9 protein-coding genes are annotated in these 21,546 nt (G+C 64.6%); 2 read left to right on the forward strand and 7 right to left on the reverse strand.

The window, feature by feature from the left end; all coding sequences use genetic code 11:
* Positions 1 to 227: 227 nt before the first annotated feature.
* From ACIQUF_RS02020 to ACIQUF_RS02040, 5 genes are all read right to left on the reverse strand, one after another.
* Positions 228 to 1,736, reverse strand: coding sequence for a TolC family protein (locus ACIQUF_RS02020; protein ID WP_403127672.1), 1,509 nt, complete (start codon positions 1,734 to 1,736; stop codon positions 228 to 230).
* A 35-nt stretch (positions 1,737 to 1,771) separates the two neighbouring features.
* On the reverse strand, positions 1,772 to 12,313 hold the full coding sequence (locus ACIQUF_RS02025; protein ID WP_403127674.1) for a VCBS domain-containing protein: 10,542 nt from the start codon (positions 12,311 to 12,313) through the stop codon (positions 1,772 to 1,774).
* A gap of 98 nt (positions 12,314 to 12,411) precedes the next feature.
* The gene (locus ACIQUF_RS02030) at positions 12,412 to 14,502 is read right to left on the reverse strand and encodes an HlyD family efflux transporter periplasmic adaptor subunit (protein ID WP_403127677.1); all 2,091 of its coding nucleotides are present in this window, start codon (positions 14,500 to 14,502) and stop codon (positions 12,412 to 12,414) included.
* Positions 14,502 to 15,848, reverse strand: a complete 1,347-nt coding sequence (locus ACIQUF_RS02035) for an efflux RND transporter periplasmic adaptor subunit (protein WP_403127680.1) — start codon at positions 15,846 to 15,848, stop codon at positions 14,502 to 14,504. The genes ACIQUF_RS02030 and ACIQUF_RS02035 overlap by 1 nt, the downstream gene beginning before the upstream one ends.
* Complete coding sequence (locus ACIQUF_RS02040) at positions 15,835 to 16,596, reverse strand: efflux RND transporter periplasmic adaptor subunit (RefSeq protein WP_403127682.1); 762 nt, start codon at positions 16,594 to 16,596, stop codon at positions 15,835 to 15,837. The genes ACIQUF_RS02035 and ACIQUF_RS02040 overlap by 14 nt, the downstream gene beginning before the upstream one ends.
* A gap of 146 nt (positions 16,597 to 16,742) precedes the next feature.
* Between ACIQUF_RS02040 and ACIQUF_RS02045 the strand changes: the two genes are divergently transcribed.
* Positions 16,743 to 17,843: an AI-2E family transporter gene (locus ACIQUF_RS02045; RefSeq protein ID WP_403127688.1), complete on the forward strand. Its 1,101-nt coding sequence runs from the start codon at positions 16,743 to 16,745 to the stop codon at positions 17,841 to 17,843.
* A gap of 2 nt (positions 17,844 to 17,845) precedes the next feature.
* On the forward strand, positions 17,846 to 19,462 hold the full coding sequence (locus ACIQUF_RS02050) for a mechanosensitive ion channel family protein (RefSeq protein WP_403127693.1): 1,617 nt from the start codon (positions 17,846 to 17,848) through the stop codon (positions 19,460 to 19,462).
* 39 nt (positions 19,463 to 19,501) lie between these two features.
* On the opposite strand, the gene ACIQUF_RS02055 is transcribed toward ACIQUF_RS02050, so the two are convergent.
* Together ACIQUF_RS02055 and ACIQUF_RS02060 are read right to left on the reverse strand one after the other, a co-directional pair.
* On the reverse strand, positions 19,502 to 20,170 hold the full coding sequence (locus tag ACIQUF_RS02055) for a DUF3313 domain-containing protein (protein WP_400794914.1): 669 nt from the start codon (positions 20,168 to 20,170) through the stop codon (positions 19,502 to 19,504).
* Between the two features lie 44 nt (positions 20,171 to 20,214).
* On the reverse strand, positions 20,215 to 21,510 hold the full coding sequence (locus ACIQUF_RS02060) for an OmpP1/FadL family transporter (protein ID WP_403127698.1): 1,296 nt from the start codon (positions 21,508 to 21,510) through the stop codon (positions 20,215 to 20,217).
* Positions 21,511 to 21,546: the final 36 nt, after the last annotated feature.

Genomic DNA, 21,546 nt, shown 5'->3' on the forward strand with positions numbered 1-21,546 from the left:
TCAGCCGCGAACACCGGCGAAGCCGGTGCCATCCACCGCGTCGCTTGTTTCGCGGCTAAAGCCGCTCCCACAGGGTAGGGGGTAATCTCCCACAAGGATGCGGGGCGGCGATGCTACGCGGGCTGGCGCGCACCCTCAAGGCAAGCGCGGCAGGGCATACGCCAGTGTTTGCCCGTTTACCCCCGTCATCACGGCGTTCACAGCCATCATGAAGATTTGTTCATGCGCTACTTGCCTGCCGCCAGCAAGTTGTCCTGGGTCTGCTTCTCCACTGTGTTCTGAATCTCCCGCGCCAGTGTCTTCACATCATGCTGCCCGATCTCCTTGGGCATGACCTGGAAGCCGATCGAATTGTAGAGCCGGCCCCAGGCGGCCTGAGCGTCGGAGTAGGCGGCTTCGCGCTGGTACCGCGACAGCAGCAGGCGGCCTTCGGCGCGAATCAGCTCCAGCTCGCTGCCCAGCGCTGCGTTGCGCGACGACTGGGCGTAGCTGAGCAGGCTCTGGTCAACGCGCAGGCTTTCGTCGGCGAACTCCACCTCCTGGCGCGCCAGCTGGTAGCGCAGCAGGCCGACGCGGACCTGGGTAAGGATCGCCATCGACAGCGCGGTGCGGCGCATGTCGTCGGTCTTTTCCTGGCTTTTTTCCGCTGCGGCGATGTCCGGGTACTGCAACAGGCGCAGCAAGTTCATCGAGACATTGATGCCGGTCTGGTTCCAGTCGCTGTTGTACAGGTACTTGTTGGAGTCGTACTCATAGCCGTAGTTGAAGCTCACGTTCGGCCACAACTGGGCCTTGGCGATTTTCAGGTCGTTCATGCTCACGCGTTTGCGGTACCACTCTTCCATGATTTCCGGGCGCCGCTCCAGTGAAAGGCGCTCAAGTTGCTCGACGTTGCTGGTCAACAGTGGCAGCGGCTGTTCGCTGGTGTCGGCCAGCACCATGCGGGTATTGGGCGGCAGCGACATCAGGGCGGCCAGTTCGGCGCGGGCGAACTCCAGGTCCTGGCGGCGCACGGTGAGCATGTACACCGAGTCGAGCAGGGCGCGCTGGTAGGCGAGGATGTCCTGGCGCGGCAGCAGGCCTTTGCCTTCGGCTTCACGGGCGGCGGTCAGGGCGCGATGGGTGCGCATCAGCAGGCCGTCCACTTCGGGCAGCAGGCGCTGGGCGCCAAGCGCGCGCCAGTAGGCGTTGCGTACGTCTTGCAGGACATTCTGCGCGACCTTTTCCCGGCGCTCCTCGGCCATCAGCATCTGGTCGTTCTTCTGCTGCGTGCGGAAGTAGGCGACCCCGAAGTCCAGCAGGCTCCACGACAGCCCCAGGCTGTACAGGGTGCGGTAGCGCTCTTCGGAGGTGGACGGGCGCAAGCTGACCTGGCGGTCCTCGATGCCGATCGAGGTGCCGCCGGAATCGTTGTTGCGTCCGGCATAGCCGGCCGAAGCCACCAGGCGCGGCAGCATTTCGTGGCTGGAGACATCGCGCAGGTCCGAGGCCAGGGCACTTTCCAGCAGTTTCAGGCGGTAGTCGAGGTTGTACTTGAGGGCACGCGCCGAGGCTTCGTAGAAGGTGATCGGCCCGTTGACCGGCTCCTGTTCCTTGTACATGCGCGCCTGGTCTTCGACCACCCGCTGGCGCATTTCGTCCTCGGTAAACGGCTTGGGCTGGAAGGCCGAGCAGGCGCTGAGCAGGACGCTGACAGCCGTGAAGGTGCTGAGGGTCTTAAAGGTCGATACTGACATAGGCAGTCCTTGGTCCGTCGGCGAATGTATCGGCTTCATGGGGCGTTACTGCCGCGGCGCTGGGCCGCTTCACGCAATTGCGCGCGGAAGCCGCGCGCTGGCTGTGGTGGTTGCTCCGCTGGTGCGACCATGTCGGTGGGCACGGGCGCCCACAGCGAAGGGTCCGGCAGCAGGCCGTCGGCGGTCAGGCTGATGACGCCGTGGCGGCCGTCGATCCAGTACTGGTCTTCCAGGCTGGCGCGCCGGCTCTCGGCCACCGCGCTGGCAACGAACTGGCCCGGGACCAGGCCAAGCCCGTTGCCCAGCGACAGGCTTTCGATTTCGGGAGTGGCGAACAGGCGCACATCGCTGCCATCGGCGTCCCAGGCGGAGAGGCTCAGGGCCTGGTTGATTCGCTCGACCACCGGCGCGACGAAGATCGCCGGGCTCACGTCGGGCAGCGGCAGGTTGATCAGCCGGCCCTGGCTATCGCGGTCGAAATACGGGCCGGGTGGAATGTACGGGGTGGAGATATCCAGGGTGATGATCAGCTGGGCCTGATCCGTGGCGCCGGCCAGGTCGCTGAGGGTGTAGGTGAAATAGTCCTTGAGCACCTGCCCAAGGCCTGCGGCTGCCAGCACGTCCGGGTTGCTCAAATCGATGGTGTAGGTGTAGCTGCCGTCGGCGTTGAGCACCAGGGTGCCGTATTGGCCGGCGATTGGCTGGCCGATGACGCCCGCATTGCCGGTGCCGGCTTCCTGGCCGCTGCGAATCCCGGTCACGGTCAGCCCGTCGCCGCCATCCACATCGCTGTCGTTGGGCAGCACGTTGCCGCTGGTGTGTGGTGCCGGCACCTGGTCGCTGGCGGTATTGCTGTCGTCGCGGGCCACCGGGTTGTCGTTGGCGCCCTGGATAGTGACGGTGAGGCGGGCATCAGCGGTGATACCGGCGGTATCGCGCATGCGGTAAGTGAACACTTCCCGCAGCGATTCGCCGGCGCTGCGCATGGCCTGCACGGTCGGGTTGCTGTTGTCGACGACATACTGGTAGCGGCCGTCGGCGCTGATCAGCAGCGTCCCGTAAAGGCCCTGCAGCACCTGGCCGGCGCTGGCGGTCTGGCCATTTTCGCCCGTGTATTGCAGCACCGTCTTGCTCTCGCCGTACTGCACGCCGTCGACGTCGGTGTCGTTGTCCAGCACGTTGCCCTGCGGGTCCACGCCGGGGGTGCCATTGTTCACGCCGCCGGCTTCGACGGCGTTGGCGATGTCGTCATTGGCCACGGGGTAGTCGTTGCGCCCGTCGATGGTGATGGTCAGCAGGCCGTTGGCGGTGCCTCCCCATATGTCCGATAGCAGATAGGTAAAGTTGTCGACCAGTGTCTGGCCGCTGGTGCGCAGCTGCTGTACGGCCTGCAAACTGTTGTCCAGCACGTAGCTCCAGCTGCCGTCGGCATTGACGGTCAGATCGCCGTACTGGCCGCGCAAGGTCTGCCCGACCAGGCTGGCGTCGTTCGGCAGCGGGCCGTCACCGCTCCAGAACGCCAGCACCTCCAGGGTTTCCGGGAACAGGATGTTGATGGTGTCCGGGTCGCTGTCGTTGTCCATCACGTTGCCGCTGGGGTTGCTGCCTGGGATGCCGTTGTCGACGCCGCCGGCCTCGACGGCCAGGCCCTGGTCGGGGCCGGCAACCGGAGGCTGGTTTTCGCCGCGGATGAAAATGGTCAGGGTCGCGGTGTCGTTCAACCCGCCGCCGTCGGTGACCTGGTAGGTGTAGCGCTGGATGACGAAGCCCAGCGGGCCGAGGGCAATGATGGTGGGGTCGTTGGAATTGACCACGAACTGGTAGCTGCCGTCGGCATTGAGCGTGAGGGTGCCGAAGTTGGTGGTCACGGTCGCGCTGCCGGTCAACGGGTCGAGGGCAGGGTTACTGCTCTCGGCACCCACGGCCACGGCGGTGACGGTCTTGGTGTCGTTGGCATCGACGTCGGTGTCGTTGTTCAGCACATTACCGGTGGGGTTGCGTCCGCCAGTACCGTCGTCATCCACGGCCACTGCGTAGGCAAAGTCATCAACGGCCACCGGGGTGTCGTAGCGGCCTTCAATGGTGATGTTGATCTGCGCCTGGGAGCTGGCGCCGTCGGTGTCGTGCATGCGGTAGCTGAAGGTTTCGCGCAGCTGCTCGCCAGCCTTGAGCGCCTGCACGGCGGCCAGGCTGTCGTTGACGGTGTAAACGTAGTTGCCGTTGGCGTCGATGCTCAGCGTGCCGTAGGTGCCGGCCACCACGGTCGCGCCGGCATTGACCTGGATGAAGGTGCCGCCAGCGGCGAGGGTGCCGAGGTAGATGCCGTCGAGGGTCTTGCTGTCACCGGCGTCGACGTCAGTGTCGTTGACCAGCGCGTTGCCGCTGCCTGGCTGGCCGGGCGTGCCGTTGTTGACCCCGCCGGCCTCGATGGCGAGGGTGCTGTCATCGGCGGCGACAGGCGTGTCGTTGCGGCCATGGATGACCACGGTGAAGGTGGCGGTGACGACCTTGCCGTTGCCATCGCTGACGCTGTACTGGAACACCTCGGTGAGCTGGTCGGCATCGGTGCGCAGGGCTTGCACCGCGCTGTTGCTGTTGTCCACCACATAACTGAAATTGCCTTGGGCATCGAGGACCAGGCTGCCGTAGTTGCCTGCGAGGGCTTGGCCCGGTGTGCCGTTGATACCGTTCGGGCTGACCACGCCGCTGATGGTCAGGGTATCGCCATCCGGGTCGCTGTAGGCCGCGCGTATGCTGCCAGTAGGGTCGAGGCCGGGTTGTGCGTTGTTCAGCCCACCGGCCTCGATGGCATCGATGCTGACTGGATTGACCACGGGCGGGTCATTGACCCCGGTCACCGTGATCACCAACTGCGCCTGGTCGGTCAGGCCGCCGCTGTCGTGGATCTGGTAGGTGAAGATCACCTGCAGACTCTGCCCGGCGCTCAGCGCGCGGATCGCCGGGTCGGCGCTGTTGACCGCGAAGGTGTAAGTGCCGTCTTCGTTGAGGGTCAGTTGACCGAAATTGCCACTGATCAGGCTGCTGTCGGCCAGCCGCGCTACCGTCCCGGTAATGGCGGCAGGGGCGCCGTTGGCCACCGGGCTGAGCGCACCACTGGTACTCTCCAGGCCGCTACGCACGCCATCGACCTTCAGTTGGGTGGCGGTCGGCTGGTCGAGGTTGTCGACGTCGGTGTCGGTGCCCACGCCGCCGTTGCCGGTAATCACGTTACCGCTGGCATTGACCGGCGCCGGGCTGCCATCGCTGGCCCCGGCACTGGCGCTGCCAACGTCGTCCACGGCCACCGGCGCATCGTTGGCGCCCTGCACGGTGATGACGAGGATGTTCACCGAGCTCAAGCCACCGGTGTCGGCCATCTGGTAGGTGAACACCTCGGTCAGCGTCTGGCCAGGGGAGAGCGCCTGCACTGCGGGGTTGCTGTTGTCGATGACGTAGCGGTAGCTGCCATCGGCATTGATGGTCAGGGTGCCGAAGTTCACCTGCACGCTGGTTGCCAGGCCGCTGGCAACGGGGATGATCCGACCGCCCCCGGGGCCGTCGTAACGTACGGCGGTGACCTGCTTGGTTTCACCCAAGGCCACCGAATCGACGTCGGTGTCGTTGGTCAGCACATTGCCGGTGGCGTCCTGGCCAGGGGTGGCGTTATTGGTGCCGCCGGTCTCGATGGCGGTGGCGGCGTCACTGATGGCCACCGGGGTATCGTTGGCGCCGTGGATATTCACCTGCAGTATCGCGCTGCTGGTCAGGCCGCCGCTGTCGACGATGTCGTAGCCGAAGAAATCGCTGATGAAATTGCCCGCCGTGCGCAGCGCCTGCACCTCAGGGTTGGCGTTGTCGACGTTGTACTGGAAGCCACCACCCGCGGTGATCAGCAACGTGCCGTAGCGGCCCTGTATGGCCGTGACGCCAGTGGCCGGCACCGCCACTCCGCCCGGCACGATATTGCTGGCGATGCGGGTCACGGTGAGCACGTCGTTGTTGGTCTGGATATCGACGTCGGTGTCGTTGGCCAGCACGTTGCCGGTCGGGTTGACGCCCGGGTCGGCATTGTTCAAGCCTCCGGCTTCCACGGCGATGGCCAGATCGTCGTGGGCGACCGGCGCATCGTTGACCGGGTCGATGACGATGTTCATCACGTCGGTATCGCTCAGCGCGTCGGCTGGGTTCTGGCCGGGGATGCCATCGCCGTTGAGTGGCGCGTCGCCGAAGTTGCCCTGGTCGTTGGTGACCATCGTCAGGGTTTCCGCATCGCGGAAGGTGTTGAAGTCCTGGTCGCCTTTGTAATACAGCTGGCTCAGCAGCACGTTCAGCTCGTTCAGGGTGCCGGTCAGCACCAGGCTACGGCCGGCCCCGGCGGGTGGTGTGGCGGTTGGAGCCGGTGGGGTGGCGGTCTGCCAGATGACCCCATGCACCACGGTCAGGGTGATGGTCATGATGCCATCCGTGTTCCCGGCGTTGACATCGATGTCACTGATGGCCAGGCCGCCGATATGCAGCACGGTGTCTTCCTGGCCCTGCTGCTCGGCCACGGTGTTGATCGGCGCTTCGTTGATGTGCACGTAGCCGGCGTCGGCGATGCCGGTACTGCCTTCTCCGAGGGCCACATTGACCCGGCCCAGGCCTCCCAAGGCCGCGCCGGTGTCGGTATCGATACGCACCCGGAAGTTGTTGTTGGCGCTGGCCTGGTGGTCCTGGGCCACGGCGATCAGGTAGCTGCCCGAGGGCAGCAGGGCGAACTGGTAGAGGCCGCCATTGCTGGTGACGGTGGTGAAGGTGCGGTCGTCGGCGGTGCCGAACTGGCCATCGTCGCCGGCCCAGGTCAGGCTGACGCCGATGCCGTCCAGGCCAGGCCCGTCAGGGCTTACGTTGTCCGTGGCGCTGCGGGTGTCGTCCCACAGCGTGCCCTGAATCACGCCCATGCCGGCACCGTCGCTGAGGATGTAGTTGTTCAAGCCGGACGCACCATCTTGCCCCGTGCGCTCACCGGTTGCTCCGCCGGCAGTGGCGGGCAGCGAACCGCCCCAGCCGGTGCTTTCGAAGTCGCTGGGCAGGCTGGTCCAGGTCAGCACGGCAGCGCTGGCGGCGTTGTCGGCGATGGTCTGGTTGGGCAGGGTGACGGTGTAGACCACCTGAACCGTGTCGTTGGGTGCCAGCCGGGCGAAGTCCACGGCAATGGCCGCGCCATCGGTGAAGCTGACGCCCGCAGGCAGGTTGCCCAGGTCCAGGGCCACGCCGTTGAGCAGGATGCTCTGCACCTGGTAGTTGCTGCCATTGGGGAACTGGTCGGCCAAGTGCGTCTCGTAGGCTGGCACGCCGCCATTCTGGGTGAAGCTCACCGACACCGTGGCGTCGGTGGTGCCGGCTACGGCGCCTGGGGTCACGTCGATGACCGACTTGTCCATGCCTGTGAAGCTCGGTTCCACCACCCGCTCGAAAATGGTATCGCTCTTGCCACGGTCTACGCCGCCGTTGTCGCCGACGTGCTCGAACACGGTCATGCCCAGCTGCGTGTTGGCCTGGTTGCCAGCCACGTTGCTGACACGCACGTTGAACTCGAGGATCACGCCTTCGATATCGCTGTCGTTGGCTTCGGTGTTGGTCAGGTTGCCGAGACTGAAGGTAATCGTCTGGCTGCCGTCAGCGTTGGTGATGATCTGCAGCCGGCCGTTATTGCCATCGAATATGCCGGAGGGCGCCACGCCACCCAGGTCGGTGTGGATGGGCAAGGCCACGTCACTGTTCTGGTTGCCGGTCATGTACAGCGTGCCACCGCTGAGCAGGTTGGTGGCGTCGGTGGTCAGCCCGCCGAGTTGGCTGGATACCATGGCAATCAGGATGTTGTTGAGGTCGGCAGGTATGAATTCCAGGCCTGCGGCCAGTTCGATGCGGATCTGGTAGCTGGGGTTGTCGCCGGTCGGTACCAGCACGGCCACCCTATAGCGGACGATTTCGCCGACCGCCACGGTTTCCTGCAGGCCACTGGTATCAGTCGCGCCGCTGCCATTGGTGGCGGGCGGGGTATCGGACACACCGCCGACGCGCGACACCTGGATGCCGTTGGTGATCGGAATCAGCAGGGCGCTCAATACCCGGTAATCGTTGAGCACGCCCGAATTGAGCAGGCCATCGTCGCCGCTGCGTTCGCCATTGACCGTGTCGGTGCTGTTGCTGGTGCCGTTCAGGCTGCTCCAGCGCACGTCGACATTGTTGGGAATCGCGGCCTGGCCTGCGGCGGTCGCATTGACCACGCCGCTCAGAGTGATGACGATGCTGCCGCCGTTGGCGATGTCGATGTTGGCGCCGGTTGCGGTCACCAACTGGCCGTTGAGGATGACGAAATCGACGCCGCCGTTGTTGCTGGCGCCACCGTTGTACTGGATGGTGCCGCTGATCACCAGGTTGTCGATCTGGGTCGGCAGTATGTCAAGCAAGCTGATATCGAACGCGTCGGTGCCGGAATTGTTGGCTACGGTGATGGTGAAGGTGACGGTATCGCCCTCGTCGAAGCCGCCGAAGGTGGGGGTCGAGGTCACCTGCTGGGTGACGCTGAGGGTGGGCTCGACAATGCTTACCCCAGGCTGTTGAGGGCTGACGAGGCTGCGGTCAACTGGGGCGGTGCCGTTGGGGGTGTCGCCGTCGGGGTCGCTGTAGACCAGTTGCGCGCCATTGTTCAGCGTGGTGCCTTGCTGGTTGCCGGGTACGTTGCTGGCCACCAGGACCAGGCGGATGACGAAACTGTTGTTGCCGATGACGTTGTCGGCCGTGGCCCCGGCGCTGGAGAAGGCCAGCATCAGGTCGGCACCGTCGCTGCCATCCAGGGTCACCGGATTGACGTTGAGGATGCCATTGAAGTTGGCTGACAGGGCGCCGCTGCCCGCCGTGGTGGTGATGATTTCATAACCCAGGTTACCGTTGAACCGTGGGTCCAGGCGCAGGCCAGGCGGGATCAGGTCATTGATACGCAGGCTGCCGGTGGCACCTTCCGGCAGGGTGACGACGATGTCGTAGGTGATGCTTTCGCCGATCACCAGGTTGCTGCCGGTGGTGTGGGTGGCGCTGGAGTCATCCTCGCTGAGGCTGCCGTCCTTGTAGGTCTTGCTGATGGTGGGCGCGGCAACTTGCTGGTTGGCGACTTCCACCAGGTCGGTCGGTGTGAAGTCCTGGCCGCCGTCGACGCTGGCGTAGTAGGTCAGGGCCGCCGTGCTTTGCAGGGTACTGGAAGCGAGAATGGCGTTGGCCACGCTGACGTCATAGGTGATCACTACCACGTTGGCACCGGACAGATCGCTGGCGGTGCCGGCGCGACCGGCCAGCAGGCTGGCCTGGCCATTGGCGTCGAGGAAGGTGATGGTGTTGCCGCTGACGCTGTAGTCCGTGCCCAGCACCAGCAGGGTGCCGTCACCTCGATAGATCTGCAGGTTGGCGGCCGCCAGGCTGCCGCCGGCAAACGACAGCCCGGCGGGGAGGGTGATGCTGGTGCTGACATCGAACGCGCCGCCGCCACCGCTGTTTTTCAGGGCTGTGGCCAGGCGCAGGGTGTCGGCGCCATCGATGCCGCTGACATTGCCGTCCACCGCCGCCAGGCTGGTGATGCTGCCGCTGAACGGCACGCCGCTGCTGCCAGGGGCGGACCAGCTGCCGGTGGTGCCGTTGACCGTGCCGTTGCTGCTGGAAACCACGCCGTGGCGGATGTCCAGCACCGGCTCGGCGACCGATTCGATCACCGCCACATCCGACGAGGTAAGCACGGTCTTGTCGACCGTGGTGGTCTGGCTCGACTGCGCCAGCACGTCCAGCTCACGCTGGTCGGCATAGGGCTGGTCGCCGACCACCATGGTAAACCGCACCTGCACGGTGGCGCCGTTGATCCCGCCAGACACATAGTTGCCAAAGTCGAAGATGATCGAGTTGCCGGGGCCGGTGGTCACGCTGTCGGGTACATCCAGCGTGGTATTGCCTAGGCCGAACGTCCATTGCCCGACCCCGGTGCCGAAGCTCCAGGCGATGCCCGAGGCGTCGAGCAGGGGCAGTGGCAGGTAGGCGATGAGCTTGAAGTTTTCGTAATCGGCCACCAGCAGGTCATAGCTGATGGTGAAGGTCACCACGTCGCCTGGGCGCAGTTCGCCGTTGGCCGGCGGGTTGCCGCCATTGACCTGGGTGAGTTCGATGTCGACCGTGGAGGTGTCGATGGTGCTGGTGGTGCTGGAGCCGTCGGTCTGGGTACCGCCGAGGTTGACCGCGTCGCGCAGCACGGTGGCATTGACCGTGGCGTTGTTGCCGACGCTGTCGCCTTCGTTGAGCTGGTCGTGGGGCGGATGGTCGCTGGTGTAGGTGGCGTCGATGGTCGCGTCGTAGACGATGCTCAGGCGCGTGGCGCCTTCCTGCACGGTGTCGTCGTACAGGTCACCGAACAGCGCCGCTATGCCGGGGCCGGCGATGGCTTGGCGGATCGACTCGGCGATGTCGAAGACCAGCGTGGTGCTGCCATCGGCGTTGACCGTCTGGGTGTAGATCAGGGCGATGTTCTGCGCCACGCCGTGCTGCTGGATCAACAGGGTGGGCGGGTTGCTCGGGTCGAAGGTCTGGCCATCGCTGAGCAGGTCGGTCAGGGTGAACTGGCCTTGCTCGAGGATGTTCTCGCCAAAGGCGAAGAAGTCGGAGATGGCCACGTTCATGGTGTAGCGCAGGGTGTCGCCGGGGGTTAGGCCGGTCGTGCCGACATCCGTCTGCAGGTTGACCTGCTTGAGCAGGGTGATCGACTTGGCGACGAAGGTCACGCCCTGGCCGTTTCCGGTCTCACTGAACGGGTAGCCCTCCGGGTCGGTGGGGCGGTCGCGTGGGTCCAGCGGGTTCCAGTCGCCGGTGACGCTGGCGGTGCCAAAGTTGATCTGTGTTGGGTTGCCGGTGGCAGGGTCGATCACGGGCCGGCCGTTGGCGTCGATTTCCGGCACATAGAAACTGACCTGGGTCGTGCTGGCTGCGCTCAGGGTGTCGTAATGGATGTCGTAGCTGGCGACGAAGGCGTTGGGATTGGCCAGTGCCAGGGCGATCAGCGCCGGGTCGGTGAGTACCGTACCGTCGTGCAGTGTCACCGACGTCAGGGTGCCGCCCGGCCCTGGGGTGATGGCGCTGACGTGTACCTGGTCAGGCACGGTCTGGGTCACGGTGACATTGCTCAGGGTCTGCCCCGGGGCAGGGGTCACGGTGACGGTCTGAGTGCGGGTGAAGTTCGGCCCGGTGACGGTCTCGCCTTCGGGCATGTTGACCGTTTGCTCGACCTTCAGCAGGGTCGGGGTGACGATGAAGCTGTGCAGCGCGCTTTCCACCAGGCTCGGGTCCTGGGCCGGGTTGTTCAGTGAATCGTTACCGTATTCGAAGCCGGCGCGGGTGTTGATGGTGAGGTTGGGCGCGCCGTCGGAGTAGGTGGTATCGGCCAGGTTGCTGAGCTGCGCGGTGATCTGGATGTCGATGCTGGGCTGGCCATTGGTGACGCTGGCGTAGGGCAGCTGCAGCACCACCATCTGGTCGCCGGGCTTCATGCCCACGCTGGCGGCATTGATCACGAGCGCGTTGCCGCTGGCGTCCTTGGCCAGCGGGTGGGTGGCGTTGCCGTTGGCATCGAATGTGATCACGAAGCTGTTGACCGTCTGGCCCAGGTAGGTCGCCGAGACGAAACTGGCGCCATCATCGCCGTCGCGGCCGGTAGCCGGCATGAACACGTCGATGAACGGGGCGTAGCCCTCCTGGGTCGAGGGGTTGTTGAAGCTGACGGTAAAGGTGAACTGCTCGCCCAGTTGCACCTCGGCACCGCCGCTGCCCAGGCTGGCGGTGGGGCTGGCGTCGGCCAGCAGGCCCTGGAAACGGTCGAGGGTGGTGGCGGCCAGGGCGATGGCCTTGTCGACATCGCCGCTGCTGACCTCCAGGCGCCAGTCGCCGCCCGCCAGCGGGCTGCCGGTGGCATTGCTGGAGGCGCCGACGTCGGCACCGGTCCAGCGGGCCAGTTCATTGACCAATGCCTGGCCGGCGCTGCCGGCACCAACATCGCAACCGTACAGCTGAATGTCGGCGCCGGTATTCAGCTCGCCGCGCCAAGCACTCAGCCGATCACCCAACTGCTCGACCGTCTGGCTGGTGAACACCTGGTTACCCAGCGTGAACTGGCCAGAGGCGCCATGTGAGAACACCTGGATCGAGTCGACTTTACCCAACTGCGCCAGGGCCGTGCTGATGGCGGCGATGGCATCCTGGCCAGGGTCAACCACCAGTGCGGTGGTGCCGGCGGGCAAGCTCGCGACCAATTGATCGCGGTTTTCCACACGGGCATCGACCACCACCAGGTTACGTGGCGCGGGCGCCGGTGCAGCGGTTTGCGCTTCGCTGGCGGTTGGTGCGGGATGGCTGCTGTCCTGGGTTTCAGCGGGGCTGGCGTCACTGTGGTGCTGTTGGTCGACAGCGGTTGCGGCGGCACCGTCAAAGAGAATCCGCTGTTCCAGCGCCAGGGTCTGAGATCGTGGGCGTGAAGCTGTGGCAAAGCCGGCTCTGCTATTGATGTCCATTTCTGTACCCTGCTCAGAAGTTCGACGCCAGTTGCGAGGCTTAAGCAATCGTAGTCGGGATTAGTTTGCGTGGGAGAGCAGGCGCCGAAAGGCACTGTTCAGAACCCGCTTTCACGCAGCCCGACGCCCAGCAACCATTTGCCCATCTCGCCGAGCACACTGCGTTTTTCCCCTTCGATCTTCAGCTTGCCGCGGGTTTCGCGCACCGTGGTCAGCGGCTCATCCAGGGCAATCAGTACCTGGAACAAGGCGTTGTTAGGGACAAGGGGCTCGCTGGTGGTGGGCACCGGGCCGCCGAAATGCGAGGAAAGCATGCGGTGGGCCAACTGCCCGGCGCGGGTGCTGCCGATGGCCAGCACTTTGCCGCGCAGTGCCGTGGCCTGGCCTTCGGGGTAGAACTTCACGGCATTGCCCACGGCCAGGTGATGGACCTGGTCCTGAGCGACATAGGCATCGACCTGCCAGTGGTCAGGGTCGATGAGAATACCCAGTGCTTGCTGGCGGTTCAGCCATTGGCCGGGACGCCAGTCCGGGTCAAGGTCCAACCAGACGCCCGCAAACGGTGCCTGCAGGTTCAGCCGGGCGATTTCGCTGCGCGCGGCGCGGGCTTCCTCGTTCTGCACGTTCAGTCGCTGTTGGGTGGCGGCATCTTCGGCCAACCCGGCAGGGTCGGCGAGCAGGCCGGACAAGCGCGCCTGATAGCTGCGGGCACTGGCTTCGCTGCTGCGCAGGCGCGAATCCAGGTCGGGTTCGTCGAGCACGGCGAGCACCTCGCCGGCCTTGATCGGCCCTGCCGGGTGCAGGCTTTGCAGCCGTGCAGGGTAGGGGGTGTAGACGCGCCACTGGTGCTCGGCGCGAGCCACGCCCACGGCATCGACCTGGCTGTGCCAAGGCAACGCCAGGCCCACTACGGCCAGCCCCACGCAGGCATAGATCAATTGTTTGCGTCGCCCCGGAATGCGCGCGCGCTGCTGCCACCAGTGGCTTAGCTCACGCTTCACCGGCAACGCGATGAACCAGGCCAATTCGACCATGAACAGCACGATCCCCAGCAGTTTGAAGAAGAACAGGTAGACCGCCACGGCGATGCCCAGGAACAGCACCAAACGGTACAACCAAGTGGCGAAGGCAAACGCGATCAGCAGCCGGCGTTGCCCAACCTGGAACGGCTCGGGCCACGGGTCGTTCAGCCCCAGCAGGTTACGCCGCAAGGCCGTACGTGCCAGTGCCGAGGCGCGTTCGTGCAGGTTGGGAAAATCCAGCAGGTCACTGAGGATGAAGTAGCCGTCGAAGCGCATGAACGGGCTGGCATTGAGCGCCAGCGACAGCACCCAGCTGGTGGTGGCCAGGTACAGCAGTGCGTTGCGCAGTGCGCCATCGTCACACAAGGCCCAACCCAGCGTCGCCAGGCCCGCCAGGGACAACTCAGTAACGATGCCCGCCGAAGCGATTGCCAGCCGCTGCCTGGCGTGTTTGAGCTTCCAGCTTTCGCCGGTGTCGGTGTACAGCATCGGCCACAGCACCAAAAACGCAACGCCCATGTGCCCGACGCGCAGGCCCAGGCGCGTGGCGACCAGCGCATGGCCGAGCTCGTGCAAGGTTTTGGCGACCACCAGCGCCAGGGCAAAGCTGAGCAAGCCCTCGGTGGAGAACGATTCCACGACCGCATGGGTGAAGCTGTCCCACTGCTGCATCACCAGGATGATGCCCAGCAGCGTCAAGCCAAGCACCAGCACCCCGGTCAGCGGATGGAACAGCCACCCCAAGGCCGCCGCCAGTCGCTGCAGGCCGGCTTGCGGGCGCAACAGGGGGACGCGGAAGAACAGGTAGTGGTGCAACCACCAACGCCAGCTCGACCAGGTGCGCGCTTCGCTCGCCGCCTGCAGCTTGGCCAGTTGTTCGGCGCCGGGGCGCAGCAGGTGGTGATGTTCGAGAAAACCACGTAACGCCAGCACCTGCTCGACATCCGGTTTCAACGCACTGTCGCGTGAGATTTGCTCGCTGATCTGGCGCGGTGTCTGGCCCCAGCGCAGCAGGCATTCGAATTCCAGCCAGCCGATGCGGTAGAAGCGGTTGAGCACCGTGTCGTGGATCATCCACGCCGGTTCGCCTTCGCGGCTGTCGGCGGCTTCGCACAGGCGCAGGTCCTCGCGCAGGGGCGGCAGCGGCAGGTCGGTAAGGTCGAGCATTACCAACCGCTCCAGGCGCGCAGCGTGGCCAGTGGGCGGCGCAGCAGGTAGTAGCCGAGCATCACCCGGCCGCCGTACAGCTTGGCCGTGCCGTGCAGACCGAGGCGGGCATGCTCGGCCTGCTCGTCGATACTCGCCAGCAGGCGGTAGGCCACCACCCCGTCATCGCTGGGCTTGGCCTGGTAGCTGGTTTCGAGGATCTTGCCCTTGAGTGGGCTGAGCGGGTAAGCGGTGAGGAACAGGGTGACTTCGGCGCCCGGCTCCAGGGCGATGGCATCGGCCACCGCCAACTGGATCTGCATGGCCGGTTGCGCCGGGTCGGCCACGTGCATGATGCGCTCGCCGGTGGACACCGGTTTGCCGAGCCAGTCGTTGGGGTCGCTGAACACCGCCACCCCGGCCCGTGGCGCCACGACCTGGGTGCGCCGAAGCTGCGCTTGTACCGCCGCCAGTTCGGCCCGGCGCTGTTGAACACGGCCCTGCAGCAGGGTCAGCTCACTCTTGCTTTGCGGGTTGTCGAACGCTCGCTGACTGGCCGCCAGCAACTCGGCATCGGCCACCGCGACCTCTTTGCCAAGCACTTCTGCGCGACTGCGCAAGGTGGTTTCGTCGAGGGTGAACAGCGGCGTACCGGCTTCCACGGGCTGGTTGGGGCGCACCAGTACCTGGGCGATCACGCCATCGATTGGCGAGCTGACGATCTGTGCCTGGCGCGAAACAATCTGCGCCGGTGCCAGCGCCGTCTGTCTGACCGGCACCAGCAACAGTCCGGCGATCACCAGCAAGGTGATCAGCAGTTGACGGCGGCTGGGGCGCCAGCGGCTAACCCGTCGGCGCCGGGTCAGCGCGTTCCAGCAGTATGCCCAGGTTCGGATAAGACCTTCGAGTTGCTGGTGCAGTACCGCGGGCGGGGGCTCTTCGAGCAGCAAGACCAGTACCCCGAGGCGTTGGCCGGCAGACCCATGTACTGGTACGCACCACAAGCCTGAAGGCCACCATTCGGCCCAGCCTTCGGCGATGTCTTCAGGGGGCGCTCCATTGGCTTGGGTCAACCAGGCGGGCTGCGCATCGACCAGATGCCCGCCCAGCCAGCGGCTGGCGCGGCGGAGCCACACCAGGTAGGGCGAGTCCTCGGTGGGCCGCGCCAGGCCTGACACGCACAGCAGTTCCAGGCCACTGTTGCCTTGCTCGAACACCAACGCCTGGTGAAAAGGCAGCAGCGGATAAAAGTCGTTGGCCATGCTGAATGCCAGCGCGTTCAGCGTCTCAGCGGCCATGGCCTTGTCGCGCAGAGCATCCAGCTGCAGCAACAGCTGCGGGTGCGGCAGCGGCCTATTCACGGTCATGATCGAACCGCGCCGTGCCGCTCATGCCGGCGATCAACTCGGGGTAGCGCTGATCGAAACGCGCTTCGAGCTCAACTGTCTGCGCCACGGCATCGACCCGGGAGTTGATCACGCTGACCTTGGCCGGGTAGGTCTTGCCTGTTTCGTGCACGCTTACTTGAAGGGGCAGGCCGGGGCTGAGGTCTTTCAATTGGCTGGACGGCACATTGAGGCGCACCTTCAATGCGCCGTCACTGACCAGGTCGAACAGCGGCGTGCCGGCGCTGACGGTCTGGTAAGGCTTGACGTACACCTTGGCGACATGGCCCGAGAAGGGCGCCAGCACCTGGCAGTAGCTCATCTGCGCTTCGCCCATTGCGCGCGCGCCATCGGCTTTCTGCACCTCGGTATTGGCGGCGGCCACTTCGATATCGCCCACCGCGTCGAGCTTGCGCAGTTGCTTTTTGGCCTCCAGGTTCTGCCGGGCCATCGCCAGTTCGGCCACTGCGACCTTGCCGCGCGCCTGGGCTTCGTTGCAGTTGAAACGGGCCAGGGTGGCGCCCTTGGCCACGTGCTCGCCGAAGCGGGTCTTGAGCTCGCCCAGAGTGCCGCTCATCTGGCTGGACAGGGTGGTTTCCAGCTCGGCCGCCAGCAGCACGCGGATCTGCTGTGGATCATCGGCGGTCGCTGCTTGTTCGGCGTAGGCGGATACGCTGGCCAGTGCCAGCAACAGGGCGAGGTAACGCGGTGCAAAAACGGGTGGCAGCATGCTCGACTCTCCTCGCTCAGAGACATCCTTCGGTCGCGATGCAAACGTTTTAACGGTTTGATACTAGGAAGGGATTGGCGATAGCGCAAAAGCGAACGAGCTGTACTAGGGTGAAGCAGTGTTCGCCGCACTGCACGGAGACGACGATGGTGCCTACGCCTGTCAAACGGGATTTTTCCCGGACGCTGCTGGACGTGCTCATTCGTGCAGGGCTGGTCGCGGCCCTGGTGGTCACCTGTTATGAAGTCTTTCACCCCTTCCTTGGCCTGATGCTCTGGGCGGTGATCCTGGCGATCACCTTCTATCCCTTGCACGGCCGCTTGCGCCATGGCCTGGGGCTCAAGCCCGGGCATGCCGCTACCCTGATCGTGGTGGTTACGTTGCTGATTCTAATGGTGCCCATCTACCTGCTGGCGGTGTCTATTGGTGAATCTGTACGTGCAGGCCTGGAGCTTTTCGAAAGTGGCGCCTGGCACATTCCACCGGCCAATCCCGAAGTGCAGGATTGGCCATTGATCGGTCCTCAGTTGTTTGCCCTGTGGCAGCAGGCGGCGACCGATGCCACCAGCCTGGCGCAGAGCGTCGCACCTCACCTCAAAGGCTTCGGCATGGTCGTACTGGGCAAGCTGGCCGGGGTGGGCACGGGCTTTCTGCTGTTTCTCGGTGCACTGATCCTTTCGGGCATCGTCATGGCCTATGGCGACAACGGCGAACGCAGTGCAGTGCAAATCGGCACGCGGATTTCCGGGCCGCAGCGCGGCCCAGAGATCGCCGCGCTGTGCACCGCGACCATCCGTGCGGTTGCCCAGGGTGTGGTCGGCATCGCCTTCGTGCAGATGGTGCTGGTAGGCGTCGGTTTCGTGGTCATGGGCATCCCCGGTGCCGGGTTGCTGGCACTGGTGGTGCTGCTGCTGGGGATCATGCAGCTGCCAGTGCTGCTGATTACCTTGCCGGTGGTGTGCTTCGTGTTCTTCACCGAAGGCGTCAGCGTCGCCAGTGTGGTGTTCGCCGTGTACAGCATTCTGGCGGGCATGGCCGACAACGTCCTGAAGCCCTTGCTGCTGGGGCGCGGGGTGAACGTGCCGATGCCGGTGGTGCTGATCGGTGCCCTGGGCGGCATGGTCGCTGGCGGCATCATCGGCCTGTTCATCGGGCCGGTCATCCTGGCGGTCGGCTACATGCTGTTCTGGCAATGGGTCGATGATGGGCCGGCCAGCGCTCCCGTGACAACTGTCGAGCCCGATTGATCATGGCGCCAACAGTGTTGCGCCTGTTGTTGATGCTGCTGGCCCTGCTGCCTACGATCGGCCTGGGCAATAATGCGGCTATCGCTGATACCGATAGCACGCCAGCCGAACTGACCATCGCCAATCGCAGCATTTTCACCTTTCATGCCACGTTTCTTGGAGAGACGCCGGCTGCACGGGCGCAGCGGGCCACGGCGGTGATCGAGGAGGCGTTGCGGGGCACGGATGAACTGAAGGTCAGTATCGACCCACTGCAAAACAGCTACCTCGTGCTGCTGGGCAACCGTCGTGCTTTCATCGTTTCGCCCCAGGACCTGGAAGTGAGCGGCGGCGATACCCGCGTTGCTGCCGAACAGGCCGCAGCTGTGCTGCGCCAGGTGGTCGACGAGTCTGGCGAGGCACGTAACCTGCACTTTCTGCTCAAGGCGTTTGGCTTGTCGGCCCTGGCCACGCTGATCTTCCTGGTGCTGATCAAGGGCGCCCACCTGGCCCGGCGCAAGCTGCGCGGGCGTTTGCCGCAGCTGATGCGCGAGCGGGCGCGACAGATTCGTGTCGGGCAGATGCCGCTGTTCGACATGCAATTCGTCTACAGGATCATCGACCGCCTGCTGAGCCTGTTCTATTGGGTGGTGGTGCTGTTGCTGGGTTACCAGTGGCTGAGTTTCGTGCTCTCGCAGTTCCCCTACACCCGGCCGTGGGGCGAGAGCCTCAACGTGCACCTGCTCGACCTGCTGCGCTATCTGCTCGATGGTATTCTCCAGGCTATCCCGGGAATTGCCGTCGCCATCCTGATCTTTTTCATCGCCCGTGGCATCAGTGGCTTCAGCAGGCGCGTGCTGGAGCGCATGGCACGGCCGGGCACCCTCAACTGGCTGACCGAAGAAACCCTGCAGCCGACCGTGCGCCTGACGTCACTGGCCATCTGGCTGTTCGCGCTGGTGATGGCTTATCCGTACCTGCCGGGCTCGGGGACGGATGCCTTCAAAGGCCTGTCGGTTTTGCTCGGCCTGATGATCTCGCTGGGTGCCTCCAGCATGGTCGGGCAGGCGGCGGCGGGGTTGATTCTGACCTATTCGCGCACCTTGAAAACCGGCGAGTACGTGCGGGTCGGCGACAACGAGGGCACGGTGACCGAAGTGGGGATGTTCAACACCACCATCCGCACCGGTTTGGGCGAGGTGCTGACCTTGCCCAACTCGATGATCACCGGCTCCGTCACGCGCAACTATTCCCGTGCGGTGCAGGGCCGCGGCTACATCGTCGATACCGTGGTGACCATCGGCTATGACACGCCCTGGCGCCAGGTGGAAGCGATGTTGGTGGCCGCCGCCCAGCGCACCGAGGGCATTCTCGACACACCCAAGCCTCAGGTGTTTCAGACCGGGCTGTCGGACTTCTACCCCGAATACCGCCTGGTGGCCCAGGCCGTGCCCAGCGAGCCGCGGCCGCGCGCTGAGCTGTTGAGCCTGCTGCACGCCAACATTCAGGACGTGTTCAACGAATACGGCGTGCAGATCATGTCACCGCATTACCTGGGTGACCCGGCACAGGAGAAATGGGTGCCCCAGGACAAGTGGTACACGGCACCGGCGAAAGGGCAAAGCGCGGATGAGCCTTGAGTAACCACTGCAGGGGGGCGACCCTGCAGTGGTAGGGGGTTATTTTCTCAAAGCCTGGAACGAACTGACCATGTCTTTGGCCCAGCCGTCGAGCACGGCCTTGGCGTCCTTGGCCTGCATCACTTGTGATGAGTTTTCCAGTTCGGTACCGGCGCCTTTGCGCACTACCTCGGCCACCACCTCGTTGGTATCACCGTCCAGGAAAGCGGCCTCAGTGGCGATGCTGGTGTCCTGATCGCGAATCCCGGTGGCGGTACTTATGCCCGCAGCCACCAACGCAATCGGGATTACTTCATACGGCCGCAGGCTTTTGGTCTTGGCGCTCACGGCAGTGATGGCCGGGCGTACCACCAGTACCCCTGGGCCAGGGCTGGTGGCCAGCGGCAGGACTTGCGAGAAGTGATTCTTGAGGGTCTGGTCGTAGTAGCCGGTGATGCCCTGCAAGGTCGACTGCGGGACTTTCTCGGTCGGTTGCGGTTTGGGGTAGAGCTGGCTGGGCTCGATGTAGACGCTGCGATAACGCTTGGCGTCCACACCTGATTTGATCCAGCGCATGACCGGTGCACCCGAAGGCGACTTGTCTTCTTTCAGGACGCTGTAGTCCTTGAGAAAGCCCGAGTACTGATCGGACTCCACATACTTGCTAGCGCAGCCCTGCAGCATGAGCGTTGCCAGGCACAGCGATGCAGCCAACGACTTGGTGTTCATGCAGCTTCTCCTTCTCACAATGATCGGTGCCGTGCGGGGTCACCTCAGAAACGCCAGGTCGCGCCGCCGCCGACGATGTGCAGGGCGCTGTTGTCATAACTGCCGGACAACGAATTGCCAGAGCGCGCCTTGGTCTGCTCGACGTCCATGTCGCCGAGCCAGACCAGGGTGTAGGCCAGGTGCAGGTCGAGACCTTCGTCGACCTGATAATTGACCCCCGCCGCCAACCGCCAGGCTTCGCCCATGGGGTTGTCGACCGTGCGGTCCTTGTCATCGACCGCCGAGCTGTCGTAGCCCAGCCCCATGCTCCAGCGCCACTGTGGGGTTGCCTGGTATTGCGCGCCCAGCGAGGCGTGCCAGGTGTCCTTGTACTTGCGGTCGACAGTGCGGCTGGTGCCACCGGCGTTGCTGTCGACCTCGACGCCGACGTCGCCGAATTCGCTCCAGTCCTGCCAGTTGAGGCTGCCGAGCAAGGTCCATTGATCGTCCAGTTCATGGGCAATGCTGAAGGTGACGGTCTGCGGCACGTTGAGGTCCAGCTCCAGTTCATCGACATCCAGGCGCCGCAGGGCGACGTTGATGAGGGGGTTGCTGATGTCGCTCAGGTGCGGCTTGTCCTCGAACTCCAGCTTGACCTTGCTGGTGTAGGCCAGGCCGACGCGGGTGCGGGCATCGAGCTGATAGAGCAGGCCGAGGTTGACGCCAACCCCGACATCGGTGTCCTTGTATTCGAGTTGGCCGTCAGGCCGGTCGGCAAGGCCCAGCAGGTTGTTGTTGATGGCCATTTCGGTGCGGTAGTAACCGAGCATGATGCGCGGGCCGATGCCAATCGACAGGTCGTCGGTGAACTTGTAGGCCCAGGTCGGCTGCAGTGACATGCCAATGACTGCCGCTTCCTGGGTGAAATAGCGACCCGCCCAGTCATCGTCATAATCCAATGCCAGGCCGAAGTTGCCGTACATGCCAAAGCCGATGGCGGAGCGTTCATCGATCTGATGGCTGATGAATAGGCTGGCGCCGGGCAGGTACTGCAGCGAATTGCCGCCCTCGTTGCCGTCGAACTGGTTATTGCCGTCGCGCGAAAAACGCAGGTCGCCGAGGATCACCTGAGCGTTGGCACTGACTTGGGTGCCCTTGAGCCGAGTGATGCCGGCCGGGTTGCTCATCAACACGCTGGGATCGGTGGCCAGCGCCGCAGAGCCCGCATTGGCCAGGCCATTGCCTTCCTGGCCGGCTTCGTAAATGAGGATGCCGCCAGCCCACGCCTCATTGCCGTCCAGCAGCGCCGCACACGCCAGTGCAAGTGCGTATTTGCCAAGCTCACGCGGGCGGTAGCTCATTTCACACGCTCCTGAACAGCGGCCGCTGTTTATCAG

Origin of the sequence: Pseudomonas sp. NPDC090233 (genome assembly GCF_044772285.1) — a bacterium.
GTDB lineage: Bacteria > Pseudomonadota > Gammaproteobacteria > Pseudomonadales > Pseudomonadaceae > Aquipseudomonas.

What these genes read in the sequence shown, in the direction of transcription:
- ACIQUF_RS02020 (WP_403127672.1), bottom strand. Translation starts at nt 1,736, where the DNA reads ATGTCAGTATCGACCTTTAAGACCCTCAGCACCTTCACGGCTGTCAGC.
- ACIQUF_RS02025 (WP_403127674.1), bottom strand. Translation starts at nt 12,313, where the DNA reads ATGGACATCAATAGCAGAGCCGGCTTTGCCACAGCTTCACGCCCACGA.
- ACIQUF_RS02030 (WP_403127677.1), bottom strand. Translation starts at nt 14,502, where the DNA reads ATGCTCGACCTTACCGACCTGCCGCTGCCGCCCCTGCGCGAGGACCTG.
- ACIQUF_RS02035 (WP_403127680.1), bottom strand. Translation starts at nt 15,848, where the DNA reads ATGACCGTGAATAGGCCGCTGCCGCACCCGCAGCTGTTGCTGCAGCTG.
- ACIQUF_RS02040 (WP_403127682.1), bottom strand. Translation starts at nt 16,596, where the DNA reads ATGCTGCCACCCGTTTTTGCACCGCGTTACCTCGCCCTGTTGCTGGCA.
- ACIQUF_RS02045 (WP_403127688.1), top strand. Translation starts at nt 16,743, where the DNA reads ATGGTGCCTACGCCTGTCAAACGGGATTTTTCCCGGACGCTGCTGGAC.
- ACIQUF_RS02050 (WP_403127693.1), top strand. Translation starts at nt 17,846, where the DNA reads ATGGCGCCAACAGTGTTGCGCCTGTTGTTGATGCTGCTGGCCCTGCTG.
- ACIQUF_RS02055 (WP_400794914.1), bottom strand. Translation starts at nt 20,170, where the DNA reads ATGAACACCAAGTCGTTGGCTGCATCGCTGTGCCTGGCAACGCTCATG.
- ACIQUF_RS02060 (WP_403127698.1), bottom strand. Translation starts at nt 21,510, where the DNA reads ATGAGCTACCGCCCGCGTGAGCTTGGCAAATACGCACTTGCACTGGCG.